This is a genomic window from Maridesulfovibrio pacificus (SeqCode) (assembly GCF_048612815.1).
In the GTDB taxonomy this organism is placed as follows: domain Bacteria; phylum Desulfobacterota; class Desulfovibrionia; order Desulfovibrionales; family Desulfovibrionaceae; genus Maridesulfovibrio; species Maridesulfovibrio pacificus.
Genome location: NZ_JBLZNE010000001.1, coordinates 606,996 through 633,060, shown reverse-complemented (window position 1 = coordinate 633,060; position 26,065 = coordinate 606,996). Strand labels below are relative to the sequence as shown.

Sequence of the window (26,065 nt, the reverse complement as noted above, 5' to 3'; positions counted from 1 at the left end):
TTTTTTATTTTCATTTTCAAAATTACGAGATACTAAATTCATACTTCTTACGGACAGAACTCACACTACTCCACTATAAATGTCTCTTTAATCACAATCAAATATACCCAGTGCTAAAATGAGTCTCAAAAAATATTTCTTTTTTGCCTTCGGTTCTATTTTCGTTGCCAGTGTTCTTATGGGATTCACAACAATTTTAACAGCTAATTCACTGCAAGCTGAAAATGAAAGGGCTGCATACTCCCAGCAGCAACTACGGCTTTTAAAAAGTATTAAGTCATCATCAAGTCTTATGTTAAAAGAAGTGGCAGACTGTATAATATTAAAAAATAATTTTGAATTAGAAGAATTCAACACAGCAAAAAAAAATCTCGAAGAAGATCTTCAAAATCTGAAAACAACAACACTAGATGAAATCAAGCATGTATCTGCCAACAATGATGACAAACTAAATACTGAACAAAATGAAATTGATACTATAAATAAAATCCACGAAATATCGTACCGCATAATACATGAATCTGACAATATACTTAAAGCCATTCGAGCAAATAGGACCAGCGAGTCTCTAATTCTATTTCAAAAAAGCATCCACTCTGCCTACGACAATGAACTACGAACTATCGTAGACAATCAAATTCAAGATGAACAAAAAGAAATGGATGAAGCGCATGACCTATTACGTATTACTTTCAAGAATTTCCAAACAATAAATATCATCCTACTGATAGTACTTGTTTGCACAATATTGTTTGCTTCAATTATTACATTCAGTTCCATCTTTTCCCCGATTCATACCCTTGTACGGGCCGTAACTAAAATCGGACACGGGGATTATACAGCAGAAATTCATAGAAGTGAGGGAGAAATCGGAATACTCGCTGATAGCTTAAAAACAATGGCCCAAGATCTGGCTGAAACCCAAGCCCAGCTGGTACAATCAGCAAAAATGGCATCTATTGGCCAAATGGCAGCTGGAATTACTCAGGAAATACATCATCCGCTTACAATCATAAACAAGAACCTCTACATGATGCGTAGAGAGATAACTGTTCTGGAAACTGATTACGGCTTAAACGAGTCCATTAAAATTATAGACCAAAATACCCAAAAAATATCGGAAGTAATCGACCATCTCGGACAATTTTCCCGTCAGTCTGACACATTGAAGCGGCCTCTGAATGTAAATGATGTCATTAATTCATCGTTCACACTGCTGACTCATCAATTTAAAACTTTGAATATCAATTTTATCACAGAATTCCACTCGCGCCTGCCTTCAGTTATGGGCAACAACAGTGAATTGGAGCAGGTCTTTATCAATATTCTGACAAATGCCCGGGACGCGTTATATTACCGCACAGATTCATCACAGAATAGAATCAATGTAACTACCGAATTCAAGGAAGAAATAACCATGGTACGCATTCTCTTCAGTGATAACGGTTCCGGCATCCTGAAAAAAGATGTTCCACGTGTGTTTGATCCTTTCTTTACAACAAAAGGACTGGAACCAGGGACTGGGCTGGGGCTTTCCATGGCCTACGGCATCATAAAAAATCATGGGGGCACAATCTCTGTGGCAAAAACCTCTTCGGAAGGCACAACCTTTGAAATTTTACTTCCGACCGCATCTGCACAAATAGAATTAACTCAGCAAAGACGTAAAAGCCCCGCCTGAAAAATCAGACGGGGCTTTTCAAATTCATAATTATTTATCGATCACCCTACGGCATTACACTTCCCACCTTCAAAGCGAAATCAAACACTCCGGCAGGCATCATTCCCAAACCGAGTACCAGCAAGGAAAGCAGAGCTGCACCCGCATAACTGAACGCGGAAGTATCCGGTAAAGGAGTACCTTCAACTTCATCCTTGGTGTATGCATGGCGAACCATTCCCAGATAGTAGTAGATGGAAATGGCAGTGTTGATCCCGGCAATTATGATCAGCCAGTTGTAGCCATGGTTCCAACCGGAGGAGAACAGGAACAGCTTACCCATGAATCCGGCCATGGGCGGCAGGCCGACCAGCGCGAAAGCCCCAACAGCCAAAGCAAAAGCCAAGGCCGGGGCACGCTTATGCAGCCCGTTAAGGTCATCCAATTGCAGGTTGCGACCATCCACGGACACGCGGCTGACAACCCAGAAGCAGGTCAGGTTCATGGCAACGTAAGCCAGTGCATAAAATGATGCAGCGGCAAGACCTTCCGCAGTACCGGAAATAAGGCCGATCATGATGTAACCCGCATGGGCAACAGAGGAGTAACCGAGAATACGCTTTACATCCCGCTGGACCAGCGCGGCAAGGTTACCGAAAGTCATGGACAGAGCACCGAGTACGGCAAGAATAGTGGTGATATCGTAACCGGGCTTGAACATAGCTGCGAGGCGAATCAGGATTACGACCGCTCCGAGCTTGGGCAGGGTTGCCACAAAAGCTGCAGTTTCGTTGCTGGCACCTTCATAAACATCCGGGCACCAGAAGTGGAACGGAAACAGAGCCAGCTTGTAGAACATGCCCAGCAGAAACAAAGCCATGCCTGTAACAGCCATGGGTGCGGCCTCGAAGGACCATGTCTTCTGGACCAATTCCGCGAGGTAGGTAGTATGCATACCGGCAAGGATGTAAGAAAATCCGTACAATGCCACGGCAGTAGAAACCGCACCGAACATTATGTACTTGATTGCCGCTTCTGCTGCTCCCTTGTCCTTGGCCCGCAAAGCGATGATGGCATAAAGGGCGTAGGAGGAAAGTTCCAAAGCAAGGTACATGGTGATCAGTTCAACTGATGAAGCCAACATCATCAATCCCCAACCGCTTATGGCGAGGAATAGGAAATAGTCGGATCGTTTGTCATTCAGCAGAGTCGGCTGACGGCTAGCATTGAACACGGTCACGCTGAAACCAATTGCAATGGCGACCTTGAAAAACTGCGAAAGCGGATCGATCTGATAAGCCCCATGAAAGAACAAGCCTTCCTGCCCTAGTGACAACAGCGATACTGCTATTGGCAACAAAGACGCAATGGGTAACCAGACCCCGACCTTGTGGCGCATACGTTCACTGCCCACCGCCTGTACGAACAACAGGGCGATGATCAGGAACATGGAAAGTTCCGGCATGAAAGGATATGGATTCACATTCATTTCAATATCTCCTGTTGCTTACTTAATGATTCCCTTAAGGGAATTAAGGGCCATTTCAGCTGGATGTTCTTTTTCCAAGGCAACAATCTTAGCGCCTTCCTTCACATCCTTCTCCAACTTGATCAGCGAGGCATCCATAACCTTGAAGCAAAGCCCCGGAGCAAGACCGATGTAAAGGACAAAAACCGCCGGAATAACCAGATAGGTCCATTCACGCAGGTTGAGATCAGGCCACTCCTTCCACGAAGTGGGACGACCCCAGGCCAGCTTAAGTGAAACACGCAGCATGTAGGCGGCAGCAACCATGGCTCCGGGCACCATCAGTGCGCCGATCCAGGGATTCTGCTCAAATGCTCCGACGAATACCAGAATCTCACCTACAAAGCTGTTGGTTCCGGGGAATCCGAATGAGGACAGTGCGAACAGCCCCCAGAAGAACATATAGGCTGGCATGTATTTACCAAGTCCGAGGTTGTCATCAAGTTCGCGGCTGTGGCTGCGTTCATAGACGGCCCCGATCATCATAAACAGACCGCCGGTGGTGATACCGTGGTTGAGCATCTGGAAGAGTGCCCCTTCCAATCCGCGCTGGTTGAAAAGGAAGATGCCGAGAGTGACAAATCCCATATGGCCTACTGATGAATAGGCAATAACTTTTTTGATATCGTTTTGACCGAGAGCCACGATCCCGCCATAAAGAATTCCGGCAATGGATATGGCAATCATAAACGGAGCAAAGTATTCACTGGCTGCCGGGGTAAGCGGCAGGTTGAAGCGTAAAAATCCGTAGGTTCCCATTTTCAAGAGCACGGAAGCCAGAATTACTGATCCGGCAGTGGGCGCCTGTACGTGTGCGGCAGGAAGCCATGTGTGGAACGGGAACATCGGGACCTTGATGGCGAAGGCCAGAGCAAGGGCCAGAAATGCCCAGAACTGGAAGCTGAAAGCAAAGTTCTGCTCCATAAGTTCCGGTATGGCAAAGGTTCCGCCAGCAATTCTGAAGGCAACGATAGCCACCAACAAAAGTGCTGATCCAGCCAAGGTGTAGAGAAAGAACTTGAGCGATGCGTAACGCTTCTCAGGTCCGCCCCATACAGCAATAAGCAGGTACATGGGTATCAGCATTGCTTCCCAGAACACATAGAAAAGTACCAGATCAAGAGCGGTGAAAACTCCCACACAGGCTGCGGTCATGAACAGCAGGCAGAAGTGGAATTCCTTGACTCTCGTCTGGATGTAAGTCCAAGAGCAAAGCACGCAGAGCGGCAGTACTGCGATGGTCAGCACAACCATAAGAAAGCTGATGCCATCGGTACCGAGGTAATACTCTACCCCCCACTGCTTAACCCAGTCCATGCGTTCCACAAACTGGAAGGCTGCTGACTCAAGCTTGAATCCGGCAAAAAGCGGAAATGAGAGTGCGAGTTCAATTATTGACACGCCCAGTGTGAACATCCTGATGGTATTGTCGCCTTTCAGAAAAAAAAGACCGACAGCCGCCAGTAACGGGAAGAACACGAGGACAGTCAGAACAGGATAAGCGAATTCTTGCATTGTATTCTCTCCCCTTTATCCGAAGTACCAGACTAAACCGTAGACGCAGAGCGCGATGAACACAGCCATTCCGAGGTAATCCTGCAAACGTCCGGTTTGTATCTTGGCCCCGGTCTTACCGATATTACGTACGGTGTAGGCAGTGCCATCCACAACGGTATCAATACCCTTACGGTCAAACCATGATGATCCGGCAGCAGAATCCATCAGCCACTTGAGACCGATTACCCTGTACACTGTGGTCCAGACGGAATCCGCCCAAGCAATGGGGCGGCAGACCAGAAGCAAGCCCATGTTACCGATAAAACGGTACAACTTGTCAAAATCGAGGTTACGTCCGTGGTGCGGTACAATGACCTTACGCATGATCCAGAAACCTGCTCCGGTAAATGCCAGCAGCATGGAAGCCTGCAACAGGTGCCACGGGGTGTAAGGATCATATTCCACCGGGAACGGCAGCAGCTTATAGAGCATCTGCGGATAAACGCCCTGTGCGAAACAGAGGAAAGCCGCGATACCCATTGCCACGTACATATTTTTGGGAATGGGATTGAGTTTGATGTCCGTCTTCGCAGGTTTATGCCAGAAAGCGAAGTATGGAAGCTTGATACCAACCGAAAGGAACGTACCTACGGCGGCGATTTCAAGACCTACGGCAAGCAGAGTGTGATGTGCTTCCGCAGCCCCGGTAATGGTCATGGTCTTTGATACAAATCCGTTGAAAAGCGGCATACCGGAAATGGAAACCGCCCCGACCATGTACAGGAGCATGACCACAGGCATTTTCCCGACCAAACCGCCGAGGCGATCAAGATCGGCAGTACCTACTGCATAAAGTACGGTACCTACACTCATGAAAAGCAAACCCTTATATAAAATATGAGCGTAAGCGTGAGCAACAGCACCGTTGATGCACATGGCTGTACCGATACCGATACCGGCGACCATGTAACCGACCTGTGAGACGATGTGGTAGGAAAGAATCCTGCGCGCATTGTTCTCCATGGACGCGTAAAGCACTCCATAGACAGCCATGATTGTTCCGGCCACTGCCAGCGCGTAAACTCCTGAGAATCCGCGAGCTAATACGTAAACCGCAGTCTTGGTGGTGAAGGCACACATGAAAACCGCACCCGGAACAGTTGCTTCGGGGTAGGCATCAGGCAGCCATGCATGCAAAGGTACGACAGCTGCGTTGACGCAAAATCCGGTCAGAATCAGCCAGTCGTAATATTCCATGCCCTGCGGGTCTACTGGCAGGAAGGCGAAAGTTCCGATCTCGGAGTAACGGAGCAGCAATCCGCCAAGCAGGAACAGACCACCGAGCATGTGGAACAGGAAGTACCTGAAACCGGCAGCGCTGGAGGTCTTGGTGCGGTGCAGCCAGACCAGAAAGGTGGAGGCCACCGCCATTAGTTCCCAGAAGATAAACAGGGACAAATAGTCTCCGGCAAAGACACAACCGAATGATCCGGCAACATAGAGGGCCGCCGCAGCGTGGTGCGCTTTATCATCAGTATGCAGAGCGTAGATCATGCCGATGAGCGACTGGATGGCGAATACGTTGGCAAAGACCAGCGAAAGCTTATCCACCCTACCCAGCACCAGCACATTACCGAGATATGGAATTACCCCGAAATTACCAAGTGTAGCAGTAAAAACCACCCCAATGGCAATAACTGGCGGAACGAGCAGAAACCATTTCCACTGTTTGCCCCGGAAGAATGGCAAGGCCATTGCCAAGGCGATAAAAGCCAGTGCCGGATGGAGAAAACCGTTAAGCGTCATCATCTTCCTCCGGTCCTACAAGAAAAGGTTGAATGAGAACTTTCATCAGGAAGACCATGCCTACCGATGCAGCCAAGGCAAACAGCTCCCAAAAACCGGGATAAATATCGTAATGATATTCAGCATGGTGCGGATGGATGAACATATTAAGGCCCACCAGCAGCACAAGAAAGCCTGCAAACAGGAGCTTCCAGAACTTCATTTTCTGCGTGCGCTGGGTTTCGAACCAGTTTCCAAGTTTTTCGATCATGGCGGTTCTCCTTAGAATTTACCGAACACGTTGATGAAGTTCAGGAAAGTCTGGGGATAAAGTCCCAGCCAGACTGAGATCAGAGCTGTGGTAAAAAGCGGAATGACCATACACAGCGGGGCCTCTTTGTACTGCTCAATATTGGCACCCTCAGCCGGAGCCTTGAAAAATGCCCGGTAGACGATGGGTCCGAAATAACCGGCATTAAGCAAAGTACTTGCCAGCAATGCCACCAGCAATCCCCATTGACCGATACCTACCGCACCTTTGACCAGATACCATTTGGTGGCGAATCCGCAGACCGGAGGCACCCCGATCATGGACAGCGAAGCAATGGCGAAGGCCCCGAAGGTCCAAGGCATTCGCCTGCCCAAGCCGTCCATGAGGCTGATTTTCTTAAGATGGGTTGCCACATAAATGGCACCGGCACCGAAGAACAATGTGATCTTGGAAAAGGCGTGGTGGGCGATGTGCATCAAGCCACCCTGCACAGCTTCCGGGGTCAGCATGGCAACACCGATGATAATGTAAGAAAGCTGACTTACCGTGGAGTATGCAAGCCTAGCCTTGATGTCGTCCTTGGTCAGGGCGATGAGCGAGGCAGTAACAATGGTGAATGCCGCAAGATATGCTGTCGGCAATCCCAAACCCAGTTTATCCATGAGATCCACACCGAAGCCGGAAAGGATTACACGGGAGACTGAGAAAACCCCGGCCTTAACAACAGCCACCGCATGCAGCAGCGCGGAGACCGGAGTCGGCGCGACCATTGCTGAAGGAAGCCAGTTGTGAAACGGCATAAGGGCTGCTTTTGCCAGACCTGCAATGTAAAGAACGTAGGTGATGGTCACCATTGTGGGGTCGGCATCCGGAGGGAAAATTCCCTGAGCCACATCGCCGAGATGAAAGTCCAAAGTTCCGCAGAGCACATAGGTCATGACCATGGCCGGAAGCAGAAACAGCTTGGAGGTACCCATCAGGTAGACCATATATTTCCGCGCGCCGCTGAAAGCTTCATCATCCTGATGGTGGGCAACCAGCGGGTAAGTGAATACGGAAATGATTTCATAAAATAGATAGAGAGTGAAAATATTCGCCGAAAAGGCAACTCCCACCGCACCGAAAATGGCAACCGCAAAACAAAAGTAATATCTGGTCTGGGCATGCTCGTTAAGGGTGCGCATGTAGCCGATGTTATAACTGGTGGCGAATATCCACAGGAGTGATGCGATAAGGGCAAATATAAAGGCCAGCCCATCCGCAGCGAAAGAGACGTTCACACCCGGAAAAAGAGTGAATAGTGTGTACTCTACAATTTTGCCTTCCATTACATCAGGAACCATGGAAGCCACGGAAAGGAAGGTCAGGATACCGGCCCAGATGGATACGGCCTCGCGGCGGTTTATGTTCTCCCGGAAAAACCAGATGAAGAACGGTGCCACAAGGGTGATGCCGAGCGGGATCAGGATTCGCGCGCTGGTGATGAATTCAGTGCTAACTGTCATACGTTTACCCTTTCAGCCTTGTTATTGCGTCGGTCTCAACGGACTTAAACCGTTTTGCCACCACAATGATTATTGCCAGCACAAGGGTCGCTTCAGCAGCGGCCAGTCCCATAACAAAAAGTGCGGCGATCTGCCCCACTGCGCTTCCGGCCTCGGTAAGCTGGGAGGCGGAAACAATGGACAGCCCCGCGCCGTTGAGCATCAGCTCCACGGAAATAAGCATGCCCACCAGCGATTTACGCCAGACAATGCCGTACAACCCGATAGCCAGCAGCAGGAGCGCCACCAGTTGATACATTAAAAGAGGACTCATTATGCTTTCCTCCCTTTCTTTTCAAAAGCTAACAGCACGGCCCCGGCCATAGCAGCCAGCAGGACAACCGAGATCAACTCAAATGCAACCGGATAATCTTCCAGCAGCCCTTTACCTATCTGGATCAGCGGGACCTCAACCGGAATATGAATTGAAGCGGGCTGGAATTTGATAAGAATGAACCCGATCAAAAATACCGGAGTGATGAATGTAAGAGCCGCCAATGCAGATTTACCCGGCCTGCGGCTTCCTGCTTCCACCCCATGGGCATCAGCCTGAGTAAGCATGATAGCGAAAAAGATAAGCACACAGACCGCCCCCACGTAGATGAGTATCTGCATGAAAGCCATGAACGGCGCTGCCATGAGCATGTACATTCCAGCCACGCCCAGCAGAGATGATATCAGCCCCACCATGGCCCGAACCAAACTATGTGCGCCCACGGCTATACACCCGCCACCGAGAATCAACAGCGTGTAGACGACAAAAGCTATTTTAGCGAGCGTTTCCATCATGATTCTGTCCCTGCCTCTTTTTCAGTAGTTGCAGCTTCAACATCCTTGGGGGACTCTACCGCTTTTGCTGCTACAGCAGCCTCAGCCTGTGCGCCGAGCCGTGCCAGAAGATCCATTTTAAGTTCCTTTCGGTCGGTAACAGTCAGGTACACATTTGAGGAGTAACGCAGAGCATTTGCGGGGCAGTTTTCCACGCATGATCCGCACAGCGAACAGAGCGAGAAGTCATACAAAAATTTTGCAGGCTCTTTGGGGGCCTTAGGCTTATTGACCTTTTCGCCCCGCTCTTCCGCTTCCTTCATGGCCTGAAGTTCAGCTTCGGTAGGCTTGGGAGCCTTGGCTTTGACCACGGTAATGCATTTGCTGGGACAGGCGGTGACGCACATCATGCAGGCTATACATTTGGGCTTGGCTGGGTCCTTAGGTTTACCTATGAGTTCCAGCGGCCCTCGAAATCCTTCCAACTGCCCGGAAGTAACCGTTTCACGCGGGTAATGGAGAGTGACGTTTTTATCGACAAAGTTTTTACCCGTGACCTTCAGTCCTACGATCAAGGACCAAAGCGAAGTCACGTCGTCCCAAATTTTTTTTATTACACTCATTAAAAACGCCCTCCTACAACTTCATCACAAAAGCGGTGATAAACAGGTTCAACAGAGCTAAGGGCATGAGCCATTTCCAGTTGATATTCAGAAGCTGATCAAAACGTACGCGGGGGTAAGTCCAGCGCAGCCAGATCATGACCAGCAGCAGCGTGTAAACTTTGGCGAGGAACCACCATGCGCCGTCAAAGAAAGGTCCCTGCCAGCCGCCGAGAAACAAGGCCGCAGCTACGGAGCAGACCACGATCATGTTGGCATATTCAGCGAGAAAGAACATACCGAAACCCATGCCTGAATATTCGGTATGGAATCCGGCGGTCAGTTCACTTTCCGCTTCCGGAAGGTCAAAGGGAGCGCGGTTGGTTTCGCCAAGCGCACTGACAAAATAAATAATGAATGCCAGAGGCTGCACTACTGCATTCCACTGCCATGGCCAGCCGCCCTGCCCTTCGACTACGGTAGTCAGGTTCAGGCTTCCGGTCATGAAGGCAATTGACAGTACCGAAAGTAACAACGGGATTTCATAAGCCACGGACTGGGCCACAGCCCTAGCTGCACCGAGAATGCCCCATTTGTTATTTGATCCCCAACCTGCCAGACAAATTGCCAGCACATTCAGCCCTGCAAAAGCCAGAATGAGCAACAGACCGAGGTCCATTTCCATTCCGGTAGCAACAGGACCGAAAGGAATAGGCAGAAAGAGTAAAAGTACGGGCAAAAAGGATAAAATGGGAGCCATCCAGAACAACAGCTTGTCTGCACCGCTCGGGGTGAAAAGCTGTTTACCGATAAGCTTTACGGCATCGGCCAGAGGCTGCAGCAGCCCCTGCGGGCCGACTTCATAAGGTCCGGGCCTGCGCTGTACGAATCCGGCCACCTTACGTTCAAGGTAAACCAGCACCAGCCCGTTCAATCCCACAAAAGCAGCTATCGCCACCAGTGCGATGATTAATTTCACGAGTTCTACAGGAATTTGAGACATATAAAGCTCCTGACTACCTGTCGATTTCCGGGATTACCATGTCCAAGCTGCCTAAAATAGCAACCGCATCTGCCAGCATTGTTCCCTGTGCACATTCAGCAAACAGGGACAGGTTGGAGAATCCCGGTGCACGGAGCTTGATCCGGTACGGGGTCTTGCTGCCGTCACTGACGATATGGATTCCGATCTTTCCGCGAGCGCCTTCAGTACAGAAGTAAGCTTCACCTGCCGGAGCCTTCCAAGTTGGCTTGGGAGCTTTCTTGATGATGTGCTCACCTTCAGGAATCTGCTCAAGGGCCTGTTCCACAATGTTCAGGCTCTGCTCGATTTCTTCCATGCGCACCATGTAACGGGCCATGGCATCAGCCTCGTAATAAACCGGAACCTTCCAGTCGAAACGATCATAAATAGAATAGGGTTCAGCCCTGCGGGTGTCATGCTCAACGCCCGCACCGCGAATCAGAGGACCGGTCGCGCCGTAGCGATTACACATGTCCGCATCCATGTAACCGATTTCTTCAATGCGTTTACGCAGGATGATATTATCGGTGACCAGATCCTTGTACATGGGCAAACGGTCGCGCAGACGTTTGATGAACTCGGTACACTTGTCCGCGAAACCGTCATCTAGATCATGAACCACCCCGCCGAAGCGGAAGTTACTATAGGTCAACCGTGCCCCGGTTACCTTCTGCATAATGTCCATGAGAATTTCACGGTCATCAAAGCCGTACATGATCGGAGTAAATGCGCCTAGGTCCAAAAGATATGCGCCCCACCAGAGCAGGTGCGAAGAAATACGGTTAAGTTCGGTAAGAATGACCCTAATGTATTCGGCCCGTTCAGGGACCTCGATCCCGGCCAGTTTTTCCACCGCACCCACATAAGCATGGTTCCATGCCAGCGGATGCAGGTAATCAACACGGCCCATATTGGGAATGAACTGGACCCAGGTCTTAACCTCGGCCATTTTTTCATGCATACGGTGCAAATAACCAAGAACCGGCTCGGCTCGAACGATATATTCACCGTCCAGCTCAAGGATAACCCGCAGAACACCGTGGGTGGAAGGATGCTGCGGACCCATGTTCAGAATCATGGTATGGTCATCTGCACCCTTCTCAAAATGATTGGTGTAGTAATCACCTTCAGCAAATGTATTCATGATTCCGCCCCCTCTTCCGGCTCCGGTTGCTTTTCATCAAAGAGAGTGAAACCTTCACCTTTGAAGACAATTTCACCGGGATTAAGAATCTCGCGCAACGGTTTGCGGCTCTTATCATCTTTGAGCAACACTCCGTTGGGAGTTTCAGGATCAAGCAACAGGGGCAGCAGATTGGGGTGTCCGGCAAACTTTACACCGTGAAAATCGTAACACTCACGCTCATGCCAGTCCGCTCCCTGAAAGATGGAAGCAATTGACGGCAATTCAGCTTCATCACGACAGACCAACACCCTATGGGCAATGCGTCCCGGTTTGGTGAAATGGGCATAATGGTAGGAGATAAGGAAACCTTCGGCGACATCAAGGGCATCTATGTTTTCCAGATGGTAGGCTTGCTTGAGCATAGCCTCTGCCGCCTGCATGATATCGTCGGATGTCAGAAAGACATTCATGGTCACCCCGGATGTTTGAACACTTCCTTTGCCAATCATAAGCGGGGTAACCGGGAGACTGAGATTATCACCCATCATAAGGCACGCTCCTTCTCTAAGTCCTCAGGTACAGGCCACCAGCGTTTTCCGGTTACCTTTTCCTGAATCTGGAACAACCCTTCGAGCAATGCTTCCGGGCGCGGCGGACATCCGGGAACGTAAACATCTACCGGAATTAGATTATCCACTCCTTCAACAATTCCGTACTGACCTTTAAACTTGAAAGGGCCACCGGAGATTGCGCAGTTACCAAGAGCAAGCACCCATTTAGGGGCAGGCATCTGCTCGTAAAGACGGACAACAGCAGGAGCCATTTTCTTGGTCACCGTTCCCGCCACAATCATCAGGTCAGCCTGACGCGCTGAAGGACGAAAGACCTCGGCACCGAAGCGGGCCATATCGAAACGGGCCATACCCACAGCCATCATTTCAATTGCGCAGCAGGCCAGCCCGAAGGTCATAGGCCATAGTGACATGGATCGGCAGATATTCATGGCGTCTTCGGCAAGTTCGAGGCGGACAAGCCCATCCTCGATAACATGCCCGCCAGGGGTCAGGAGATTTTTCTCGGCCATGTGAACACTCCTTTCTTCCAGAAATAAATAATCGCGATAGCAAGAACAGACAGGAACCCGGCAACTTCAATAAAATAAAACATTCCATCAGTATGGGGATACCAGACTGAAACCGGGAAGAGATAGAGAACGTCTACGTCAAAGGCTAGAAACAACAAGGCGTAAACATAATAACTGATGCCGAACTGATTCCATGCCCTGCCGTGTGGTTTCATCCCACACTCATAAGGAATGCCCATATCCCCGCCTTTTGCACGTGGATGAACCAGAGCAGACAAGATAAGCGGACCACCGGCAAAAAGAAGCCCACCGATCAAAAACATGAAGATGGCGAACTGAAGCCAGGTAAAAACCATTCTCGCACCTCTCTTACGTTTTTAAAATTAGTAACACGAAGCGGACACTAATTGTTTTTTTGTTAAATTGCAAAGAGAACATTGGAAAAAGTCTAAAAAAATTCTGAAGTTAAATTTTAATTAAATCTATCTCACTCGACCATTCCTGTGTCAAGGATGGCTGCGCGTTTTACAGGCTAAGACGACTGTAAAACATCAGATAGTTAAATTAATCACAAAATAATCAACTTTAATTCCAGAGAGTTGAAAGATAAACGATGATGCAAAACAAAATTTCCGCTTAGTAATAGCACATTCAACAATAGATTCAATACTGTTTTTGCAAAATATTTCGACACACTAATCAGCGAGATACTTTAAAGCACAGAACATAAGGAATGAGAGAAACAAATATATTTCACAAGGCTTAAACAGTTCAGATATAGTATCAGAATGACACATAATAAATTATCGGTTAAAAACTAGACATAAACGCCTGACAAAAAAGAAGGTGTTTCCGCCCAACGCGAGCGAAAACACCTACCTGCAAAAATCTATATGTGTAGAAAAAGCTACAGTATTAAATCCGGCTGATTCATTCCTCAGCTGTAAAAACAGTATTTACAATCTTTATGTTCTTTAACCCTGTACATGGCCTCATCTGCCTTTTTGACCAATCCCTCAGCCTCAACCCCGTTTTCGGGATATATACTTATACCGATCGAAGCACCGATAGAACACCGGACATCATCAAATTCAAATGGTTCTGTAAGACAATTGATAAAATCATCCGCTACACGCGCAATACTATCCCTGTCAGCAGGACGTTCAAGCAAGACACAGAATTCATCACCGCCAAGCCGCGCGAAAGTGTCTGCAGAGCGTAAACGCGATTGTAGTCTTGCGGCAACTTTGGCGAGAACAGTATCCCCGGCATGGTGACCATACATGTCATTAACTCGCTTAAAATCGTTCAAATCAATGAACAAAAGAGCCAGTTTTTCACCATATCTACCTGCGTTGGCAACGGATTTTTCCAGCCGGTCGAAGAAAAGGTAGCGATTGGGTATTCCGGTAAGTGCATCAAGAGTGGCCTTCTCCTGAAGCTCTAGCTCGCACATTTTGCGGTTAGTGATATCTTCCACAACACCTTCAATGTAGAATTCGCCACCTTCTTCAAACAATCGGCAACTTTCCGAAACCCAGATAACTGAACCGTCCTTACGCCGGAAACGAAGCTCATAATCACTTAGCGACTTTTCCTGCATTAATTTTTTTAGAAAAACTTTCCTGTCAGCCGGATTCTTATAAAGAATATCCGTATGGGCCTTTTTCACAGCTTCTTCCGGGGTATCATAGCCCAGAATACGAGCCAAAGCCGGGTTGATTTCTTCAAAATTACCATCAAGGGTAGACCTGAAGATACCTTCCACAGCACGTTCAAATATGTTGCGGTACTTTTCCTCGGCAGCCCGCAAAGCTTTTTCAGTTTTAATACGCTGCGTTATTTCCCGTTCCAATCGATCTTTTTGTCTTTTCAGCTCCAAAAAAACCCCGACCTTTCCCCTTAAAGTAGGCGGATCAATTGGCTGTGTAAGAAAATCAACTGCCCCGGCTTCATACCCCATACGGGCATATGCCGGATCTTTATAAATAGCAGTCAAAAAGATTATCGGAACAAGACGACAAGACTCAATATCTTTAATCTTGCGCGCAGTTTCATAACCATCCATCCCGGGCATCTGCACATCAAGCAGAATCAATGCAAAATCATTCTCCCGACATAGTCCGATGGCCTCCTCCCCTTCCATAGCCTTGTGTAACTCAGCCCCTTCGTCTTTGAGCAATCGCTCAAGAAGAGTCAAATTTACGGCATTATCATCCACAAGCAGTATTTTCAGGCTATTCTCCATGATTCCACCAATTAATATAAAATCAAATTTAATAAAACCCATAAGATCTAAAAAATAAATATCAGAACAAAGCACTGAACGCTTCAGGCCTAATCTTATAATTCAACAAATTTAATTCTGAAATTGTCTTTTCAAAAATAATTATCCTCAGCAAAGCCCATGCTTCGGTCGATCAAGACCTAAAAGATATCAGATAGACACAAATTATATATTAGACATATGAAAAGCCGTTCCATATAAACAGAACAACGAAGCAGAAAAAGAATTACTGCTGCAGAATTTTTTTTACTTTCACTCTTTGTTCATCACCGGACAAACACCCTTTCTTCCAGACGGCACAAGGGAGGTTTGGCGCAACCTGACCCGAACGCCGCAAGCCCCGCTGACGAGGATTTCACCCCCTCATTCAGCGGGGCCTTTCTTTTGTTACTACCATATTACAAATCGGTCACCTTTGCCGATACACCTTGACTTTCAACCTAACCACTGGCTTCCTGCCGTATATGACAGAGCAGGCAAGCAGCCAAAACAAAACAGGCAAGATATTTTCAACATGGGACATCAAAGGAACCATACGCTTTCTACGCTATACCTGCGTTGGCGGCGGGACCTTTCTGTTTGATCTGGCCCTGCTCTACATATTAACAGACGGCTTCAACTGGCCCCCTGCTTTTGCAGCCGGACTGGCTTTTCTGATAGCGGTTTCCGTAAACTACCTTATCAGCCGCAGGCTCGTTTTCAAAGGAACCGCCCGAGAATTCAGGCAAGGCTATTTCGGCTTCCTGCTTATAGCCGGAACCGGACTGATTATCGTAACCGGGGGGATGTTCCTGATGGTCGACATTCTGCACGGGCAATACTTCATTTGCCGAATCCTGATCTCACTTATTACCGGATTATGGAATTATATATTAAACCTCTATGTAAATTTCCGGGTTGCGGGTAAGCCTTTGCTCTAAGCACCTTGCATTCCGTAACATAGAGGTCTATTTTCCACAGATGAATCTTTTTGAATATCTGGAATTTAAATTCCGAAAATGGCGTTTAAAAAGAAAACGGCAAACGGTGATCATTCGCGGTTCCTGCAAACTGTGCGGGAGCTGCTGCCGTTCAATATGCCTTCATGTAGGCGGTAAATGGCTGAAAAATAAAAAGCAGTTTTTAAAGGCTATAGACGAAGACGATCTTTTGTCACGTTTTGAAATATGCGGAAAAACCGAAGAAGGTTATCTTAAATTTTCCTGCACCAGCCTGACCGACAACGGTACGTGCAGCGACTATGAAAATCGCCCTCAGCTCTGTCGAAACTTCCCAAACCCATCTATTTTCATGCAGTTTGGAGAACTTCCTGCTGGATGTGGATTCCGCATGTCCACTGAAACCGACTTCGAGAAAATACTGCAAGATGCAATGCGTGACGACGGCAAAATCAAATCAGGACATATCCCCGAAAGAAAATAGAAAAAAAGACGTATTTCCCCGTTTTCCCTACACAAAAAGCATTGCTTTTTCCCTGCGTAAAGGGATACTTTACATCGCAACCGCAGCACTGTGATTTTTATCAACATTTATGGCGAATTGGAGTCATGATGAATAATGAAATCAAAATTGAATTCGGCACAGGCCAGAAGCTTTCAGCAGTCAGTGATGATTACTGTATCGATGTTGATATGCCTGTAAGCGAAGGAGGCGAAGGGTCTGCCCCGGAACCTACACATCTTTTTCTGGCTTCACTGGCAACCTGCGCGGCTCATTACGCCCGCAAGTTCTGTGAAGCGAGATCACTCCCTATGGAAGGTCTGGGGCTAAAGGTAAGATACCAGTATAATGAAGAGGGAAACCAGATAGCCAAGTTCACTTACGAACTAACTATCCCTGAAGGTTTTCCTGAAAAATACAAAGCGGCCCTGCTCCGTGCGCTGGACCTTTGTCCCATCAAAAAGCTGCTCATGAGCCCTCCGGCTTTTCAGCTTGAAATTGTATAAATAATTTTGCTGCAACACTGGTTCAGCTTAAAGCGGATAAGTATTACTACTTATCCGCTTTTTTATTGGCGAGATCTAAATTCACAAGATCGTACAATACCGCACCTCCTGACCCCGTCTATAAGGCGAGAACACCAACAAAAAACAGGAGGATAATATGACAACTGAAGAATTCCCCATACTCGCCGCAAACGGCACAATTGAAACAACAGCAGGCTCTATCCAATGCTCAAACCTTGAGTGGAATCCACATCCAGCATTTGAAGGGGTTTACCTCAAACACCTTATCACCGGAGATAAGACCGCAGGTCAGCTGAGCTGCCACATTGTCAGGATTGATCCCGGCTGCACCCTTGAAACACATATCCATGAAAACCAATGGGAACTGCATGAAATCATAGGGGGGAGCGGAAATGCCAGCCTTGCAGACAAATCCACACCCTACCATCCCGGAAAATCCGCCGTTATCCCTAAAGGAAAAGAGCATAGCGTAAAAGCAGGACCGGAAGGGCTGACTCTGCTTGCCAAGTTTTTCCCGGCTTTGATATGAATCGGGACAAATGACAAAACAAAATGAAAAACTGACCTTCCATGAGCTGGAGGAGCTGCCTGAGGCGGTACTTGTTGAAGCATGCGAAATCGCTAACCGCTTCCCGCGCCACGTTCATTCCAGCTACATTTTCAGCCTGATAGATCAGGGTGAACGCAAGGTCTGTATCAATTCACAAACTTATTCATATTGTGCCGGGGAGATGTGCATACTTCCCCCCGGCACTTCGCATAGTTGCGAATCCATTTACAAAGATGCATTTGGTCCCCACTCGTATCGCGCCTTATGTGTCAATACCTCCTATCTGCGCAATCTTGCAGCGGAGATAAGCGGCAAGGCATGTTCTGCGCCGCATTTTAATCCTGCCATTGCTTACAAAGATTTTGACCGTATTTCTTTTGATGAACTATTCTCGCTCTTAAAAACAACCGAAACAGCTCTGGAAAAACAAACAGCCTTGAACAATTTTTTATACCATGCACTGGAAAATTTCAGCACCAAGCAAATCGTCCCGGCTATAACCGGTCCCCAACAGGAAGCTTTAAGCAGGGTAAAAGGATTTATTGATAAAAATTTCAAAGACAAAATCACTTTAAACGATCTGGCAGAGACAGCATGTCTCAGTCAGTTTCATTTACAAAAGCTGTTTGTAAAAAAATTCGGCCTATCTCCGCAGGAACACCTCACTTCCTGCCGCATATATGAGGCTAAAGCCCGTATTCAATCCGGAGAAACACTTATCGAAGCAGCACTTAATTCCGGTTTTTCTGACCAAAGTCATTTTTCCCGCCACTTCAAAAAGGTAATAGGTCTTTCACCCGGACGTTTCGTCAGGGAGAACAGATAGCTAATATCCTACCTGCGAATAGGATTTTTAAATGCAAAACAAACACATTCACGAGTAAAACAAATAGTAAACGTTTTTTTGCTCTAATCAGGTTGACTTACCTTGCATGAAGGCTATTCTGTTAGAAAAACAAACCTCAAAAGGAGAAAATAATGCTTAAAATCACAGAGAAAGCAAAAGAAGTACTCGATCAGCACTTTGAAGACAAAGACAAAGAGCCGATTCGTATATACATCGCTTCCGCATGCAGTGGAACCCGCCTGGCGCTTGGAATTGATTCCGCAAAAGAAGGCGATGAAACCATCAATCTTGAAGGCTACGACTTTGTAGTTGATCAGGAACTTTTAGAGCAGGCCAAACCCATGGTGATTGACCTTTCCCCTATGGGAATTGAAATCTCCTCATCTCTCGTATTCGAAGAAGAAAATGGTTGTGGCGGAGGCTGCAGCGGCTGCGGTTGCGGCTAACCAAATCGAGAAAAATGAGACTATACACCACTAAGACCGGGACCTTTATGGTTCCGGTCTTTTTTTACATAAGACGGACTATATGCTAGACCAATCTTCATGATTCCACTCAAAAACATATCCTATATTTTCACTGCCATTTGTTTCTGCGCGTCCCTATGCGCCTGTTCAACTAAAAATTATCAAGATCAATCTTCACCATACTCCGCATCAATACAGACAATACTTGAGACTTCAGGCAGCAACCGCTCTGAATTACAGAATTTAATTTCCAGATATGGCAAAAGACCGGAAAAACATCAGGCAGCACAATTTCTGATTGCCAACCTTCCGCCATCGGACCGGGCCGGACTCTCGGCAAAGGAATTGGCTGAAAACATCGACTATGCCTTCCTTGCCCGCGAATCAACCAAGTGGGGAAAAAACATTTCATGGAACGACTTCCTGCACTATGTGCTGCCGCACCGTGTTAGTCAGGAAAAAGCCGCTAGTTGGCGAAAACAATTTTTCAACGAACTTCTACCACTTGTTGCTGAATGCGAATCAATGGAAGAAGCTGTGCTTGCCGTAAACCGCTGGTGTTTTTCCAAAACAGGATTCAAGTCCACCCAGCGTTGGGACCAAAACCCGCTCATGACTATCAACCGGGGCTGGGGAAGATGTGAAGAAGCTGTAATCCTTACAGTCTGCGCTCTGCGCAGCGTGGGTATCCCCGCAAGACAGGCAATGGTCCCGGCATGGCAGCACTCAAACGATAACCACACTTGGACCGAGGTTCAGGTAGACGGCAAATGGCATTACATTGAATCCGCCAATCCCGACTACGGACTCGACCATGCATGGTTCAGCGGCTCAGTCCGCAAGGCACCGCTGGTAATTTCCTATGCTTACGGCAATGCCACTTCAGCAGATTACCCGATTATGGGCCGTTCTTTCGGCTGTACACTGATCAACACTACAGCGCGTTATGCCCCGGCAAGCAGAACCGAAGTGCTGGTTGTTGATTCCAAGGGCAAACCTCTGCCCGGAACAAGAATATTCTTTTCAGTTTTGAATTATGCGTCCTTCCGCCCTGTCGCCAGCAAGACCACTAACGCAGAGGGAAAGGTAAAAATAACTTTAGGTCCGGGTTCAGTACTTCTATCTGCTGCAAACGGGGAGCGCTCTGCATATTCAGGATCAATCTGGATTCCCGGAGAACAAGCGGTACGCTCTCCGGTCATACTCAGGATGCAGCCGAACAATAAACCGGAAGGCACTATCAGTTTTAAATTTGCCTATCAGGACACTTTAAAAATTCCCACCCCGCCCAAGAACTCAGAAGGGGCAAAAAAGGCGGAATTTGATTTCATAAAAAATAGACGGTTGCAAAAACTGGCAGGCATGAAAACCAGTGCTGAGACAGCATTGCCTGACAACGCTTCAGCTATTGCAAAATCGGGGCTGAACACCCCGCAAATACTACTGGCAATAGACAACTGCCCAGCCTCCAACCGGGATTCACTGCTCAAGTCTATTTCCAGCCTGCCCGCGGCAGATCTACTGACGGTCAATGCAATTGAATTGATTGAGAATGCTGAATTTTCTGACATGGCAAGAAAAGAAGCTGAAATAAACGGCTTGAAATATCCCGACAACATTTTCGAACAATATGTCCTCAACCCGCGCATCATGTACGAACAGCAAAGCAGTTGGCGAGAATATCTGCATCAAAGATTCAATCTTACCAAAGTCGGTGGAGTGAAGAAACTGCTAAAACGATTAGAGATATTTAACACTGAAATATCTTCAGTGAAAAGAGGTGTGCTGGGAAATCCCCTCTCACCTATCCAAATATTGGACACCCGCAAGGCATCTTCGATTACTGAAATTTGCATATTAAACGCAGCAATACTGCGCAGCGCTGGTATTCCTGCACGTTTTCTTGACGAATTGGGCTGGATAGAATTCTATGACGGCGAAAAATGGAAACCATTTTACCCGCAAATAAAGAACCAGACAGGAAATGTGAATGCGACAGCATCCAGTCAGGCCTTCTACTCAAATTGGCAGACCATAAAATTCAACCTGCCTTCTTTTAAAAACAACAAACGTAATCCTCAATACTTTAAAGATTTTTCCGTTTCTAAATTAATAGACAAGAATAGATTTCAAATAATTGAAAAGACAATTCAAGGAAAAATGAATTCCGAAGATAAAACATGGGAAGTAAGAACTCCACGCGGAGAATACTATTTAATCAGCGTTCAACGAAATCAACAAAATGAACCGACTATTTCTGTCCATAAAATAGGTAGATAAGGTTAATATAGCAAAATATTATGCTATTTCAATAATGAGACAAGCTGACTTGCAACTCAACAATTATTAAAGTATCCACTTACTACGATGCACGAATTGCTGGAAAAACAACTGAAAGACACCATCGGAGACCAGTCTCTAGAACTCGCCGATGAGCTGAACGATTTTATTGACTTGGTCGAAAAAACATACTCCGGCCTTGATGATTCTACTCTTGTACCAAACTCCCCTGCCGTAAGCATTTTACATTTCATACCTGATCCCGCATTTATAATTAACAAAGAAGGGATCGTTGTTGCGTGGAACCCCGCCCTTGAGCAACTTACAGCTACAAAAGCTAAGGATGTCATAGGTAAGGGTAACTTTGAACACATAAACCTCATACACGGCAAAAGAACTCCCGGCCTGATTGATCTTGTAAATGGGTGTGACGAAATTGGCGAGATTGCATACGGAGCCATCAGCCGCAGGGGCAGAGCCCTTGCAGCTGAAATCTGCATTCAGGACCTCGGGAACAGAAAGAGCACCAACCTCTGGGTACAGTCAGCCCCAATACTGGATTCAAAAGGCAACACTATCGGGGCTATCGAATCCCTTCGCGATATTTCGGCACGAAAACAAACCGAGAATATTAACTTAATTCTCTACAAGATATCCTCTGCACTGAACTCAACAGCAGACACCCCTATATTTCTCAAGCAGGTTCACGAAAGCCTCAAACCATTCATTGAAGCAGAAAACTTCTTTGTCGGGTTGTATAACGAAGAACAGAAGACCTTAACATTCCCATATTACGCTGACGAAAAAGATTTCATGGCGCCATATACAATTTTGCCAATGACTGATGGCAAAAGTCTAAGTGTGGAGGTAATAAAGGCCGAACATCCGTTATTGCTTGATGAAAATGATTTCCGCGACCAAAGAACCAATAACATTCATCACATTGGTTCTCCTGCTAAGTCATGGATGGGCATCCCTCTGAAACACGGGGAAAAAGTAATGGGCGGATGGCAATTCAGTCTTACGAACGATCCGGAGTCTACAACTCTCAGGATATTGATCTCATGGTGGCAATATCCGAACAAGTAGCTGCAGCCCTTTTACGCAGGCAGGCTGAAGACGCACTACTGGAAAGTGAAAAGAAGTTCCGTTCAATTTTTGAAAACGCTACCGTTGCTATTTTTCAGATCTCTGCTGCGGGCAGAGTTACTGTAGCCAACCCTGCATTGGCGGCAATCATGGGCTACGACAATGTTGATGAAATGCTGGCGGAAAACAATCAGGCTTCAAGATTTCTCTATAATCATGAAGGCCGTCATAAATTTCTGAAAAGACTGCTTACCGATGGTGCGGTCAATGGAATGCTGCTACGAGTGAACCATCGCCACGGAAAAGAGAAATGGGTTACTGTTAACGCCCGCACCTCCTATGACTCCAGAGGCAACCCCGTTCTTTACACAGGCACAGCTTTCGACTCCACTCTGGAAATTGTAGCCGAACGTAAGATTTTCAGACACAAATCCCGGTTCATGCAGCTTTTTGAAAGCTCCCCGCAGGCCATTGCATTAACTGATTCCAAAGGGAATGTGGTTGACACAAACAGAGCCTTCAACAAACTTTTCGGCTATTCCACCGAAGAAATGGCGCCCTGCTGCGAAAACCTTTCTCCGACCAACACAGGTAAAATCAGAGCAAACCTAAAAAAAATACTCGGCGGCGAAACTTACCGGACAGAAGATATGCGCCGTCATAAAAACGGCAGGCTTATCCCGGTTTCCATCCTTGGGTACCCTTTTCTTTACAATGATGAAATTTCCGGAACATTCATAATTTACGATGATATTTCTCAGCGTAAAGAATATGAACGAAGACTTTCTTACCAGTCTCTGCACGACTCCCTGACCGGGTTGCCGAACCGCACTTTTTTTCTTGAACGCCTGGAAGAAACGCTGGATATGTCCCGTAATATTCCGGAAAGGACTTTCGCTGTCCTGATGCTTGATATCGATATGTTCAAACGCATCAACGACAGTCTTGGGCATCAGGCAGGGGATGAACTGCTCATTGAAGTCGGCAACAGAATTAAATGCTGCCTGCGCCCGGTTGATACAGTAGCAAGAATGGGCGGAGATGAATTTGCGGTGCTGATTGAAGATTTCTCTACTCCTCAGAGGGTCATCCAGATAATCCGGGATATTCGTAATGAAATCCGCAAGCCGATGAGCATCTCTTCGCGGGAAGTTGTTATCAGTTCCAGCATCGGCATTGTTTTCAAGACTTCAAGTTACGAGCATCCTGAGCACATTATCCGTGATGCGGACATCAGCATGTACAAAGCCAAGGAACAAGGGGTTAATAAGTTCAAGGTTTTCAACAAAACCATGCACGAAAAAGCCCTGCAAAGCCTGCTGATTGAGACTGAAATAAGACATGGAATTCCTGAAAATGAATTTTTTCCTTACTTTCAACCTGTTTACAGCATGCAAAACCGCAATCTGGCCGGTTTCGAAGCTCTTGTTCGCTGGAACCATCCGGAGCGCGGATTTCTGACCCCGGATCAAATTATCCCCGTTGCCGAAGAAACAGGATTGATCGTTGAACTAGACCGAATCATACTTTTTGAAGCATGCAGATTCATGTCCTTATGGATCAGGCGTTATCCCAATGCCAAAGATCTATTCCTGACGGTCAACCTCTCCCCCAGTCAGCTTTCCAAGCCTGATCTGGCTGAAGCCATTGAAACAATTGTGCGGGAGACCCAGATTCCGGCAGACAATCTTAAGCTGGAGATAACCGAATCCGCGATCATGGAGCGCAATGCTGCATCCTCCCTGAACTTGAAAAAAATAGGTGAAATGGGCATCAGACTGGCAGTTGATGACTTCGGAACCGGCTATTCTTCGCTGGCACAGCTGCAACGCTTTCCGGCTTCTACCGTTAAAATTGACCGTTCTTTTGTCAGCCATATGGCCAGCGATCACGAATCCCTTGAGATTGTTCGCGCAGTTAATGCTTTGGGGCACAGTCTGAGCATGGACGTCATTGCGGAAGGTGTTGAGACAAGAGAACAGCTTGTTCTTCTTAAAGATATCGGCTGCGACTACGTTCAGGGCTACTACTTTGATAAACCCCAGACAAATGAAGATGCGGAAAAACTGGTCAAGATGCGTTCCGAAGGTTTCTGCCCCCCTGGATTAACCACAATCTAACACCCTTACCCCCTCCTTCTCTTTTACCGTCCCTGCTTGTTCACGACCGGGTTTGCGTGTATGCTCCAAGAAAAAGAACTGTCATTTTCAGGAGTAAAGATGAAACACACCATATCCGCACTAGTAAAAAACAAAACCGGGGTTCTGGCCGAATCTTCTGCCGCCTTTCAAGACAATAAAATCAACATCACTTCCATTTCATGCGGTGAAACCGAAAATATGGATGTTTCACGAATGGTCATATGCGCCGAGGGCAGCAAAGAAGAAATAACCAAAGTCACCGAGCAGCTCAAAGCCATGGACTTTGTCATTCAGCTTGACGATCTCGCCCGCAAAGAATTTGTGGACCGTGAACTCGTGCTTATAAAAGTTGAAGTAAACAAAGACACCATGTCGCAAATCATGCAGATTTTCGAAGTTTTCCGGGCTGATGTTGTTGGAATGGGCCAGAAAACCATTACCGTAGAACTTAGCGGAGATCAGGAACGAGTTGAAGGGCTTATCAAAATCCTCCAGCCTTTCGGGATCAAAAGCCTTTGTCGTACCGGTATGATCGCACTCAAACGCGGAGATGAATAACGCTTAACCAACGCGGAATTGATCATAATCCAGACGGAACTTCCAGACCGTAAAAAAGGTGCGCAGATGACCCTAACATCACTAGATGAAATTATTACAGCAGTTCGCAATCATGATCGACCTGCGCGCGTGGCAATTGCCCCATGCGCTGAAGAGTTTGTAATCCGGTCCGCCCTCACTGCACATAAAGAAGGAATTGCCGAACCGATATTCATCGGCAACAGGGAAAAGTCCCTTGCTGTAGCGGAAAAGCACGGATTAAACATGGACGGATTTGAATTCCATGATGAACATGACGATGTAGAAGCGGTGGCAACAGCTGTCTCCTACTTTAAAAATGGCAAAGCAGACCTGATAATGAAGGGGCTGGTCAGCACCAGTACGGTGCTAAAAGCCATCCTGAACAAACAAACAGGAGTGCCAACTAAAGGAATAATCAGCCACGTAAGTGTGTTTGAGGCATCCTCTTCGAAAAGACTGATTCTGCTGACAGATGCTGGCGTTAACATCAAACCTAATCTGCAGCGCAAAGCCGACATACTGCGCAACGCGATCGATGTTGCGCGTAAACTTGGAATGGAAAAGCCCAAAGCGGCGATACTTGCTGCAACTGAAAAAGTTAACTACCCGGCCATGCCGGCAACACTCGATGCGGATATCCTAGCCAAAATGGCCTCGGAAGACGCTTTCGGAGATGCCTACGTAGCTGGCCCGCTGGCCTTGGATCTTGCCATTTCAACTGCAGCGGCAACCTGTAAGGGAATCGAAAACCCTGTGGCCGGTCGAGCTGATATACTGCTCACTCCTGAAATTGAAAGCGGAAATATCCTCTACAAGGCTCTGGCTACCATTGCTGGAAAAACCATGGCCAGTGTAGTTGTCGGCAGTGAAGTTCCCATTGTTGTTTCATCAAGAGGAGACTCCGACAGTTCTAAATTCCATTCCATTGCATTGGCCTGTTACCTTTCGGGGATGTAATCATTTTATACA

The 26,065-nt window shown here is 47.2% G+C and carries 26 protein-coding genes; 12 read left to right on the top strand and 14 right to left on the bottom strand.

Annotated features, from left to right (window positions below; translation table 11 throughout):
• The first annotated feature begins 118 nt into the window (after nucleotides 1-118).
• Nucleotides 119-1,681, top strand: coding sequence for a sensor histidine kinase (locus tag ACNI23_RS03120; RefSeq protein WP_420246693.1), 1,563 nt, complete (start codon nucleotides 119-121; stop codon nucleotides 1,679-1,681).
• A gap of 46 nt (nucleotides 1,682-1,727) precedes the next feature.
• On the opposite strand, the gene ACNI23_RS03115 is transcribed toward ACNI23_RS03120, so the two are convergent.
• The 14 genes from ACNI23_RS03115 to ACNI23_RS03050 all read right to left on the bottom strand — a co-directional run bounded on the left by ACNI23_RS03115 (nucleotide 1,728) and on the right by ACNI23_RS03050 (nucleotide 15,137).
• Nucleotides 1,728-3,149, bottom strand: coding sequence for an NADH-quinone oxidoreductase subunit N (locus tag ACNI23_RS03115; RefSeq protein ID WP_420246691.1), 1,422 nt, complete (start codon nucleotides 3,147-3,149; stop codon nucleotides 1,728-1,730).
• Between the two features lie 18 nt (nucleotides 3,150-3,167).
• Nucleotides 3,168-4,703, bottom strand: a complete 1,536-nt coding sequence (locus ACNI23_RS03110) for a complex I subunit 4 family protein (protein WP_420246689.1) — start codon at nucleotides 4,701-4,703, stop codon at nucleotides 3,168-3,170.
• A 15-nt stretch (nucleotides 4,704-4,718) separates the two neighbouring features.
• Nucleotides 4,719-6,491, bottom strand: coding sequence for a Na(+)/H(+) antiporter subunit D (locus ACNI23_RS03105; RefSeq protein WP_420250552.1), 1,773 nt, complete (start codon nucleotides 6,489-6,491; stop codon nucleotides 4,719-4,721).
• Nucleotides 6,481-6,741 (bottom strand): PIN domain-containing protein, encoded by a 261-nt coding sequence (locus ACNI23_RS03100; RefSeq protein ID WP_420246688.1) that lies wholly within the window; start codon nucleotides 6,739-6,741, stop codon nucleotides 6,481-6,483. Before ACNI23_RS03100 ends, ACNI23_RS03105 begins: the two co-directional genes overlap by 11 nt.
• Nucleotides 6,742-6,752: 11 nt before the next feature.
• Nucleotides 6,753-8,246 (bottom strand): monovalent cation/H+ antiporter subunit D family protein, encoded by a 1,494-nt coding sequence (locus ACNI23_RS03095; RefSeq protein WP_420246687.1) that lies wholly within the window; start codon nucleotides 8,244-8,246, stop codon nucleotides 6,753-6,755.
• Between the two features lie 4 nt (nucleotides 8,247-8,250).
• A complete protein-coding gene (gene nuoK / locus ACNI23_RS03090; RefSeq protein WP_015851376.1) occupies nucleotides 8,251-8,559 on the bottom strand; it encodes an NADH-quinone oxidoreductase subunit NuoK in 309 nt (102 codons plus the stop codon).
• The gene (locus ACNI23_RS03085) at nucleotides 8,559-9,074 is read right to left on the bottom strand and encodes an NADH-quinone oxidoreductase subunit J family protein (protein WP_420246686.1); all 516 of its coding nucleotides are present in this window, start codon (nucleotides 9,072-9,074) and stop codon (nucleotides 8,559-8,561) included. The genes nuoK and ACNI23_RS03085 overlap by 1 nt, the downstream gene beginning before the upstream one ends.
• Nucleotides 9,071-9,676, bottom strand: a complete 606-nt coding sequence (locus tag ACNI23_RS03080) for a 4Fe-4S binding protein (protein ID WP_420246684.1) — start codon at nucleotides 9,674-9,676, stop codon at nucleotides 9,071-9,073. Before ACNI23_RS03080 ends, ACNI23_RS03085 begins: the two co-directional genes overlap by 4 nt.
• Before the next feature lie 13 nt (nucleotides 9,677-9,689).
• On the bottom strand, nucleotides 9,690-10,658 hold the full coding sequence (gene nuoH / locus ACNI23_RS03075) for an NADH-quinone oxidoreductase subunit NuoH (protein WP_420246683.1): 969 nt from the start codon (nucleotides 10,656-10,658) through the stop codon (nucleotides 9,690-9,692).
• A 13-nt stretch (nucleotides 10,659-10,671) separates the two neighbouring features.
• Nucleotides 10,672-11,823, bottom strand: a complete 1,152-nt coding sequence (locus tag ACNI23_RS03070) for an NADH-quinone oxidoreductase subunit D (RefSeq protein WP_420246681.1) — start codon at nucleotides 11,821-11,823, stop codon at nucleotides 10,672-10,674.
• On the bottom strand, nucleotides 11,820-12,353 hold the full coding sequence (locus tag ACNI23_RS03065) for an NADH-quinone oxidoreductase subunit C (RefSeq protein ID WP_420246680.1): 534 nt from the start codon (nucleotides 12,351-12,353) through the stop codon (nucleotides 11,820-11,822). The genes ACNI23_RS03070 and ACNI23_RS03065 overlap by 4 nt, the downstream gene beginning before the upstream one ends.
• Nucleotides 12,350-12,889, bottom strand: coding sequence for an NADH-quinone oxidoreductase subunit B (locus ACNI23_RS03060; RefSeq protein ID WP_420246678.1), 540 nt, complete (start codon nucleotides 12,887-12,889; stop codon nucleotides 12,350-12,352). Before ACNI23_RS03060 ends, ACNI23_RS03065 begins: the two co-directional genes overlap by 4 nt.
• Entirely contained in the window at nucleotides 12,868-13,245 is a 378-nt protein-coding gene (locus tag ACNI23_RS03055) for an NADH-quinone oxidoreductase subunit A (RefSeq protein WP_420246677.1), read from the bottom strand. Before ACNI23_RS03055 ends, ACNI23_RS03060 begins: the two co-directional genes overlap by 22 nt.
• Nucleotides 13,246-13,826: 581 nt before the next feature.
• A complete protein-coding gene (locus ACNI23_RS03050) occupies nucleotides 13,827-15,137 on the bottom strand; it encodes a two-component system response regulator (protein ID WP_420246675.1) in 1,311 nt (436 codons plus the stop codon).
• A gap of 467 nt (nucleotides 15,138-15,604) precedes the next feature.
• On the opposite strand from ACNI23_RS03050, the gene ACNI23_RS03045 reads away from it, so the two are divergent.
• The 11 genes from ACNI23_RS03045 (at nucleotide 15,605) to ACNI23_RS02995 (ending at nucleotide 26,053) form a co-directional block, all read left to right on the top strand.
• Entirely contained in the window at nucleotides 15,605-16,096 is a 492-nt protein-coding gene (locus ACNI23_RS03045) for a GtrA family protein (protein ID WP_420246673.1), read from the top strand.
• A 40-nt stretch (nucleotides 16,097-16,136) separates the two neighbouring features.
• Nucleotides 16,137-16,598, top strand: coding sequence for a YkgJ family cysteine cluster protein (locus ACNI23_RS03040; protein ID WP_420246672.1), 462 nt, complete (start codon nucleotides 16,137-16,139; stop codon nucleotides 16,596-16,598).
• Nucleotides 16,599-16,726: 128 nt separating this feature from the next.
• Nucleotides 16,727-17,122 (top strand): OsmC family protein, encoded by a 396-nt coding sequence (locus ACNI23_RS03035; protein WP_420246671.1) that lies wholly within the window; start codon nucleotides 16,727-16,729, stop codon nucleotides 17,120-17,122.
• Nucleotides 17,123-17,279: 157 nt separating this feature from the next.
• Nucleotides 17,280-17,672, top strand: coding sequence for a cupin domain-containing protein (locus ACNI23_RS03030; protein WP_420246669.1), 393 nt, complete (start codon nucleotides 17,280-17,282; stop codon nucleotides 17,670-17,672).
• Nucleotides 17,673-17,682: 10 nt separating this feature from the next.
• Nucleotides 17,683-18,519 carry an AraC family transcriptional regulator gene (locus tag ACNI23_RS03025; RefSeq protein WP_420246667.1) on the top strand — a complete coding sequence of 279 codons (837 nt, stop codon included), beginning with the start codon at nucleotides 17,683-17,685 and terminating at the stop codon, nucleotides 18,517-18,519.
• 152 nt (nucleotides 18,520-18,671) lie between these two features.
• Nucleotides 18,672-18,986, top strand: coding sequence for an iron-sulfur cluster biosynthesis family protein (locus ACNI23_RS03020; RefSeq protein WP_420246666.1), 315 nt, complete (start codon nucleotides 18,672-18,674; stop codon nucleotides 18,984-18,986).
• A 99-nt stretch (nucleotides 18,987-19,085) separates the two neighbouring features.
• A complete protein-coding gene (locus ACNI23_RS03015) occupies nucleotides 19,086-21,287 on the top strand; it encodes a transglutaminase domain-containing protein (protein ID WP_420246665.1) in 2,202 nt (733 codons plus the stop codon).
• A gap of 96 nt (nucleotides 21,288-21,383) precedes the next feature.
• A complete protein-coding gene (locus ACNI23_RS03010; protein ID WP_420246663.1) occupies nucleotides 21,384-22,376 on the top strand; it encodes a GAF domain-containing protein in 993 nt (330 codons plus the stop codon).
• Complete coding sequence (locus tag ACNI23_RS03005) at nucleotides 22,295-24,496, top strand: sensor domain-containing protein (protein WP_420246661.1); 2,202 nt, start codon at nucleotides 22,295-22,297, stop codon at nucleotides 24,494-24,496. The genes ACNI23_RS03010 and ACNI23_RS03005 overlap by 82 nt, the downstream gene beginning before the upstream one ends.
• Nucleotides 24,497-24,595: 99 nt before the next feature.
• Complete coding sequence (gene ilvN / locus ACNI23_RS03000; RefSeq protein WP_420246659.1) at nucleotides 24,596-25,075, top strand: acetolactate synthase small subunit; 480 nt, start codon at nucleotides 24,596-24,598, stop codon at nucleotides 25,073-25,075.
• A gap of 66 nt (nucleotides 25,076-25,141) precedes the next feature.
• The gene (locus tag ACNI23_RS02995; protein WP_420246658.1) at nucleotides 25,142-26,053 is read left to right on the top strand and encodes a bifunctional enoyl-CoA hydratase/phosphate acetyltransferase; all 912 of its coding nucleotides are present in this window, start codon (nucleotides 25,142-25,144) and stop codon (nucleotides 26,051-26,053) included.
• The last annotated feature ends 12 nt before the right edge of the window (nucleotides 26,054-26,065 follow it).

Excerpts from the sequence above, each read along its gene's own strand:
- ACNI23_RS03040 (WP_420246672.1), top strand. The coding sequence starts at position 16,137 with ATGAATCTTTTTGAATATCTGGAATTTAAATTCCGAAAATGGCGTTTA.
- nuoK (WP_015851376.1), bottom strand. The coding sequence starts at position 8,559 with ATGAGTCCTCTTTTAATGTATCAACTGGTGGCGCTCCTGCTGCTGGCT.
- ACNI23_RS03120 (WP_420246693.1), top strand. The coding sequence starts at position 119 with ATGAGTCTCAAAAAATATTTCTTTTTTGCCTTCGGTTCTATTTTCGTT.
- ACNI23_RS03100 (WP_420246688.1), bottom strand. The coding sequence starts at position 6,741 with ATGATCGAAAAACTTGGAAACTGGTTCGAAACCCAGCGCACGCAGAAA.
- ACNI23_RS03085 (WP_420246686.1), bottom strand. The coding sequence starts at position 9,074 with ATGATGGAAACGCTCGCTAAAATAGCTTTTGTCGTCTACACGCTGTTG.
- ACNI23_RS03020 (WP_420246666.1), top strand. The coding sequence starts at position 18,672 with ATGCTTAAAATCACAGAGAAAGCAAAAGAAGTACTCGATCAGCACTTT.
- ACNI23_RS03105 (WP_420250552.1), bottom strand. The coding sequence starts at position 6,491 with ATGACGCTTAACGGTTTTCTCCATCCGGCACTGGCTTTTATCGCCTTG.
- nuoH (WP_420246683.1), bottom strand. The coding sequence starts at position 10,658 with ATGTCTCAAATTCCTGTAGAACTCGTGAAATTAATCATCGCACTGGTG.
- ACNI23_RS02995 (WP_420246658.1), top strand. The coding sequence starts at position 25,142 with ATGACCCTAACATCACTAGATGAAATTATTACAGCAGTTCGCAATCAT.
- ACNI23_RS03005 (WP_420246661.1), top strand. The coding sequence starts at position 22,295 with ATGGCAATTCAGTCTTACGAACGATCCGGAGTCTACAACTCTCAGGAT.
- ACNI23_RS03080 (WP_420246684.1), bottom strand. The coding sequence starts at position 9,676 with ATGAGTGTAATAAAAAAAATTTGGGACGACGTGACTTCGCTTTGGTCC.
- ACNI23_RS03055 (WP_420246677.1), bottom strand. The coding sequence starts at position 13,245 with ATGGTTTTTACCTGGCTTCAGTTCGCCATCTTCATGTTTTTGATCGGT.
- ACNI23_RS03110 (WP_420246689.1), bottom strand. The coding sequence starts at position 4,703 with ATGCAAGAATTCGCTTATCCTGTTCTGACTGTCCTCGTGTTCTTCCCG.
- ACNI23_RS03050 (WP_420246675.1), bottom strand. The coding sequence starts at position 15,137 with ATGGAGAATAGCCTGAAAATACTGCTTGTGGATGATAATGCCGTAAAT.
- ACNI23_RS03070 (WP_420246681.1), bottom strand. The coding sequence starts at position 11,823 with ATGAATACATTTGCTGAAGGTGATTACTACACCAATCATTTTGAGAAG.
- ACNI23_RS03035 (WP_420246671.1), top strand. The coding sequence starts at position 16,727 with ATGAATAATGAAATCAAAATTGAATTCGGCACAGGCCAGAAGCTTTCA.
- ACNI23_RS03030 (WP_420246669.1), top strand. The coding sequence starts at position 17,280 with ATGACAACTGAAGAATTCCCCATACTCGCCGCAAACGGCACAATTGAA.
- ACNI23_RS03060 (WP_420246678.1), bottom strand. The coding sequence starts at position 12,889 with ATGGCCGAGAAAAATCTCCTGACCCCTGGCGGGCATGTTATCGAGGAT.
- ACNI23_RS03095 (WP_420246687.1), bottom strand. The coding sequence starts at position 8,246 with ATGACAGTTAGCACTGAATTCATCACCAGCGCGCGAATCCTGATCCCG.
- ACNI23_RS03115 (WP_420246691.1), bottom strand. The coding sequence starts at position 3,149 with ATGAATGTGAATCCATATCCTTTCATGCCGGAACTTTCCATGTTCCTG.
- ACNI23_RS03015 (WP_420246665.1), top strand. The coding sequence starts at position 19,086 with ATGATTCCACTCAAAAACATATCCTATATTTTCACTGCCATTTGTTTC.
- ACNI23_RS03065 (WP_420246680.1), bottom strand. The coding sequence starts at position 12,353 with ATGATGGGTGATAATCTCAGTCTCCCGGTTACCCCGCTTATGATTGGC.
- ACNI23_RS03025 (WP_420246667.1), top strand. The coding sequence starts at position 17,683 with ATGACAAAACAAAATGAAAAACTGACCTTCCATGAGCTGGAGGAGCTG.
- ilvN (WP_420246659.1), top strand. The coding sequence starts at position 24,596 with ATGAAACACACCATATCCGCACTAGTAAAAAACAAAACCGGGGTTCTG.